The sequence below is a fragment of the Micromonospora globbae genome (assembly GCF_003610785.1).
Taxonomy (GTDB): domain Bacteria; phylum Actinomycetota; class Actinomycetes; order Mycobacteriales; family Micromonosporaceae; genus Micromonospora; species Micromonospora globbae.
Window position 1 is genome coordinate 1 of the sequence record NZ_RAQQ01000066.1, and the last position, 5,340, is coordinate 5,340.

General features: G+C 69.3%; 5 protein-coding genes. 1 reads left to right on the plus strand and 4 read right to left on the minus strand.

Annotated features, from left to right (window positions below; translation table 11 throughout):
* Positions 1-39: 39 nt before the first annotated feature.
* The 3 genes from D7I43_RS32060 to D7I43_RS32070 all read right to left on the minus strand — a co-directional run bounded on the left by D7I43_RS32060 (position 40) and on the right by D7I43_RS32070 (position 3,505).
* Positions 40-1,131 (minus strand): tyrosine-type recombinase/integrase, encoded by a 1,092-nt coding sequence (locus D7I43_RS32060; RefSeq protein WP_147427375.1) that lies wholly within the window; start codon positions 1,129-1,131, stop codon positions 40-42.
* Positions 1,132-1,138: 7 nt separating this feature from the next.
* Entirely contained in the window at positions 1,139-2,821 is a 1,683-nt protein-coding gene (locus D7I43_RS32065; RefSeq protein WP_420870267.1) for an ATP-binding cassette domain-containing protein, read from the minus strand.
* 204 nt (positions 2,822-3,025) lie between these two features.
* Positions 3,026-3,505 carry an NUDIX domain-containing protein gene (locus tag D7I43_RS32070; RefSeq protein WP_240033327.1) on the minus strand — a complete coding sequence of 160 codons (480 nt, stop codon included), beginning with the start codon at positions 3,503-3,505 and terminating at the stop codon, positions 3,026-3,028.
* Between the two features lie 268 nt (positions 3,506-3,773).
* On the opposite strand from D7I43_RS32070, the gene D7I43_RS32075 reads away from it, so the two are divergent.
* Complete coding sequence (locus D7I43_RS32075; protein WP_240033328.1) at positions 3,774-4,043, plus strand: helix-turn-helix domain-containing protein; 270 nt, start codon at positions 3,774-3,776, stop codon at positions 4,041-4,043.
* A gap of 348 nt (positions 4,044-4,391) precedes the next feature.
* Here D7I43_RS32075 and D7I43_RS32080 read toward each other — a convergent pair whose 3' ends face one another.
* The gene (locus D7I43_RS32080) at positions 4,392-5,207 is read right to left on the minus strand and encodes a GNAT family N-acetyltransferase (protein WP_120332301.1); all 816 of its coding nucleotides are present in this window, start codon (positions 5,205-5,207) and stop codon (positions 4,392-4,394) included.
* Positions 5,208-5,340: the final 133 nt, after the last annotated feature.

Genomic DNA, 5,340 nt, shown 5'->3' on the forward strand with positions numbered 1-5,340 from the left:
GCCCTTGACCTGACACCCCGAACAACCAACGGCGGGGAACTATCTGGCCGCCGTTGGGGAGAACTCCGCGGCCGTCAGCGGGGACAACTGCCGGCCGCCTACGGGGAGATCAAAGAGACCGTTGACATCCGCTGCCATCCGGTAGGCGGCGGTGTGCCGCAGATCGTGCCAGCTCCAGTTGGTGCCCAGCGCGACGTTGGCGCGCAGCAGGACCGCACGCGCGGCGTGATAATTCAACGGCCGGTAGGGCGGCCGAACCGTCCACCACACCGGGTCGCTGGGCCCGGTGGGAACCTTGCCCCGCAGGCTGCGCTGATACAGACGAAGCCACACAAACGCGTCTGACGACGCCGGTAGCATCTGCACCGCCCCGGTGCCCTTGCGCACGACGCCGACCAGCTGGTTGCCGATGTCCAGACGCGCACGCACGAGGCCGAGCAGCTCCGCCGCCCGCGCCGCCGTGGACACGAACATCGCCACCAGCGCCCGATCCCGGTCGCAGCTCAACCGCGCGAACAACTGCTCGAACAGGCCGTCGGGAATCGACCGTGGGCTACGCTGCGGCTGCTTGAGCCGGTAGAGGCCGGTGCGCTCCATCGGCGCCGGCTGCATCGGGTTGTGGTGCGCCAGCCGTCGACCACCCTCCACCGACACGATCGGGAACGGGTTGACCACCGGCCCGGCCCCGACGCTGCCCACATAGTCGTAGAAACAGCGGACCACCGTCTCGGCGTGGTTGATCGTGGCCGGTGCGTAGCCGGCACCCGTTCCGCGCTTTCCAGTGATCGGGTTGACCACGACACGGTCGTCTCCGCGGCCCGGCTTACGGGCCCGCTGCATCCACAGAACGAAGTCGCGCGCCTCCACACGTGTCGTCCGGTCCCATGCCACGTCAACAGTCCACAGGAAGCGAAACCAGCGCAGCAGATCCATCCCGTACGAGCGCAGCGACGCGATCGAGTTTCCGCGCGCCCGCATCTCCGAGAGGAAGTCCGATACGACCCCGACCTCGCAGCCGTCACCGTCGATGAGACGGATGCCCGCCGCCGGCCCTACATCCTCAAGCAGCCGGCCGATCCTGGCCAGCTTCAGACCGGCGACATCGCGCCCGCCCAGCACCATTCCGCTCATGGGCTCCTCAGGCCGCCATCGCCGCGGCACATCCGCGACTGGGCCGCGCCAGAACGTACGACACCGACAATCGAGGAATCCATCTGAGCTGCGAAGACGCCCGCTCAAGTTCAGTCAACATACGGGCGGCGGTGATGCGTTGCCACTGGCCGCCCGAGAGGTCCTGGCCGCCTGCGAACGTGCGGTCGAGCAGCGTCTCGTAGCCGTGGGGCAGCTCGTTGATCATGTCGTGGGCGACGGCGCGTGCGGCGGCGGCCTCGATCCGGCGCTGCTCGGCTGTGGTGGTGGTGTCGCCGATGGCGATGTTCGTCGCGGCGGTGAACGGCCACTTGTGGTAGTCCTGCGTGACGACGGCGATCCGGGCTCGCAGCGTGTCAGCGTCCCAGTCGTCTGCGGGGCGGCCGTTGTAGCGGATGGCCCCGGCGGTGGGCGTGCGGAGGGTGGCGATCATGGTGGCGAGGGTGGATTTCCCGGATCCGTTCTCGCCGACGAACGCCACCGTCTGCCCGGCCTCGATGCTCAGGCTCACCTCGTCGACGGCGGAGGTGTCCCGGTCGGGATAGCGCAGGGAAACCGCGTCGACCGTGATGTCCCGGAGCTGCTCGTGCGCGGTGGCGCGGCCTGTTGGGGTGGTTGCCGGCTGGGGTAGGTAGTCGGCGGCGCGGGTCATGAAGCCGGTGTAGTCGCGGAAGTGCTGACCTTCGGTGTAGACGCGGTCGACCTGGAAGGTGACCACGGACAGCGAGCGCTGCGCGGACTGCACGGCGATCACGCAGGTCGCGGCTGCGGCGAGGGGAATCTGCCCGTCGATGAGCAGCAGCCCGAGCAGGACGTAGACCACGGCGGTGGCGATCCCGCCGATCATGGCGCCGACGGTGGTGGTCGTGGTCACCCGGCGGGCCAGGGCGAGCTGGATGCCGGTCTCCACCCCCATGACCCGGTCGTACTGGTCGAGCAGGAAGGCGCGTAGCCCGTAGGCGCGCAGCTCAGGAGCGGAGTCACGTTCGGCCATCAGGCGGTGCAGCAGCCACAACCGGCGGCGTCGTACCGATCCGGCCGCGTAGGTCTGGTAGCGCAGGTGTCCCGCGCGCAGCGACGCCCACCCGTTCGGCACGGTCGCGACGAGCAGGGCAAGCAGCAGCAGCGGGTGAACGACGACGACGGCGGCCATCACGGCCAGGACGCCGGCCAGGCCGGCGAGCAGATTCATTGACGACTGCACCAGACCGGTGGTGGAGTCCGCGCCGCGGGAGGCGCGTTCCATGTCGTCGGCGAACGCGTCGGCGTCGAACGCCTCCAGCCGCACCGCGGTGGTCACCTCGAACAACCCCCGTTCCACTTCCCGGTCCACTTTTGGAGTCAGCCCGTTCTGGGCGTATCCCATCGCGGTGGCCATGCCGGCGCGCAGCGCGGTCACCGCCGCGAGGGCCACCAGCGCGGGCAGCGCGGCGCGTACCTTGTCCGCCGTCGGCCCGCCGGCGAACAGTTCCACCAGCACCCGCTGCGCGGCGAGGAGCCCGAAGGCCGACATGACCCCGGCGACCACGGTCGTCGCCGCCACCACCAGAGTGCGCATCCGGTCGGCCCGCCAGCTGACCGCCAGGGCGGCCCACAGCAGGCGGGGCAGCTCGGCGAAGACGGAGAACAGACCCGCCTGGGCCCGTGCCCGCATGCCGGTCTCCCACCACATCTCCCGCAACTCCGGCAACACCGAGTCGATCGCGGCGCCGGGCGAAGTTGGCCCCTGGGTTTCGGTCTTGGACAAAGAAGTACCTCCCAAGTCGTGAGCAAAGCGAGCTGCGGGGCAGCTGTCTGGCAAGGCGGGCCGGGACGAGTTCTCCGTCGAGGGACCCCGTAGTAGCTGGCTGACCGTGGTCTCGGCGTCCCTCCGATGTCAGATCGCCCGGACGCCGTTCTCCAGGTAGCGAGTTGACGTATCGGCACGAGCGCCGAGGGCTTCGGTGGCCCTCGTATCGAGCGGCGGCAGCCGCTGAGCGGTCTCCGACCGATCAGACCAAGCCCAACTCGTCAACTCGTCCGGCGGCACCACGATCCGCGGGGCCCGGGCGGCGTCCAGCGTGCCAACGTCGTGGACGAACATGACCCCTTCGGTGCGCCCGTCGGCCGGTGGCACCCAGTCCACGACGAGCAGCCGCCCGGGCGAGAGGGTCAGTCCGAGCTCCTCGCGGCCTTCGCGGATCGCCGCCTGGTACGGGGATTCATCGGCCTCGACGCACCCGCCGGGAATCTCCCACACCGCCTGACAAGCCGGCTCGACAAGCATAATCCGCTGGTCAGCGCCGGTGATCAGAAGCGCGACGGCCATCCGCTTGCGGGGCAGGTCGGCGGTGAATTCAGGACGTCCGGAGGGCATGGATGGACCGTAGGACGACCACCGCCCGACACGCCCGCAACGCCAGCCGCGGACATTGTCGGCAGATGCCGACGGCAACTCCGACAAAACTCTGACAACGCGAGCGGCTCCCTCCCCGCCGGTCGACGACGACAATGAGCGCCCCGCTCCGACATTCGTGCCCGCCCTCATGTGGGCGCCCCGCGCGTCCGGTGGCTTGTCACAGGGGACATCTGCCGTGTGTGCGCATCGTGACGTACGGTCCGCCGGTGATCGGGGGTTTGCGGCGATGGCCGACAGCGACGAGATCAAGACCGCCCGACGCGTGCTGGGTCGCCAGGACGCCGACCTGCTCAAGGCCGCTGGTCACACACAGCACGGCTTCGCCCGGCTCGTGCAGTACGGTCGCAGTTCCGTGGCCAACACCGAGACCGGCCACCAGCACCCCGACGTTGCGTTCTGGGTCCGCTGCGACACGGTGCTGCAGAGCGGCGGCGTGCTCGCCACCGAGTACGACCGATCATCGAGCTGGACCGCCGGCGTCGGCGGTCATCGGTGAGACGGGCAGCTGCGACGGCGTCCCAGCCGGTAGGGCAGGCTCGCGGTGAGCCCGAGGTGTCGGGGGCGGACGACAGCTCCCCGCTGTGGGAACTCGAAGTCAGCGAAGTACGACTCATCGCACTCCGCCGCGACGAGCGCACCTACCGATGGACGACGGTAGCGGCCGTACCCCCTACGGAATGAACTGCTCCGAGCCGGAATGCGCCGTACGGAGCGTCTCCAACGGCCGCACCGAGCTGCTTCACGTTGATCTCGACCGGCGACTTCCTTGCGCCGCGCCCGAACCGAGCCTTGGGTGACCGACAAATCAGACCATGAACTCCATTGCCACGCGGATCGTTTCGTGTCAGCGGACGATGACGAGGTTGGCCATGTCGACCACCGGCCGGTAGCCGAGGGCGGAGTAGATCTTGTTCGAGGTCGAGTTCGCTTGGTCGGTGAACAGGCACACCCGCGCTCCCTCGGCCCGGATCCGCCGTGACACCTCGGCGACCGCGTTGCTGGCCCAGCCGCGCCCCCGCTGGGCGGGCGGCGTGTACACCGGGCCGACACGCGCGACCCCAAACGACGGCGGGTTGGCGCCGGTGAGGTGCACCCGCTGCCCAGCCCCATCGACCCAGAACCACAGCTGCCCGGCCCGGAGCCGGCGCAGCACTTCCACACGGTCGGGTATTTCGTGCGCGCTGGCACCGCGTGGGCGGCCCGCCTGTTCGTCGGCATCGCCCATGAACGCGCCGAACCACTCCATAACCAATTCGGCGTCGTCCTCGGCTGCGGGCTTCAGGCTGCCGGGTACGGGCGCTGGACATGCCAGCTCGCCGAGCTCGTGCAGCCGCGTGTGCTGGTTGACCTGGACTCTGCCCCCGCCGAGCCGGGTCAGCTCGGCGGCGCACAGTTCAACGGCAGGAAGTGCTCCGTTAACGGCGAGCACCTCCTCCCCGCGCTCGTGCAACGCGTAGGCCAAGGCCACGGCCGCCTCGTCGGGCATCGGCAGCAGGAATGGCGGATAGGGTGCAAACGTTACCGCTCGCATCGCGGCACCGACAACCGTGCCGGATGCGTCCCTGACCACCAACCACCAATTGCGGTCGGGCTGCGCGATCCCATCGGCCCGGTGCGCCCACAGCGGGTGCGCGACGGTGGTCACGACCGTGCTGACCACCGGGTCGGGGGTGTGTACAAATAACGGCTGATCGACCGATCAAGGGAGAGACGCCAGATGACGACCGAGACCACCTCGGGGCAGGAGCCGGCCGCAGGGTCGGTGGGTGCGGTCACGGATGAGCAGTTGATCG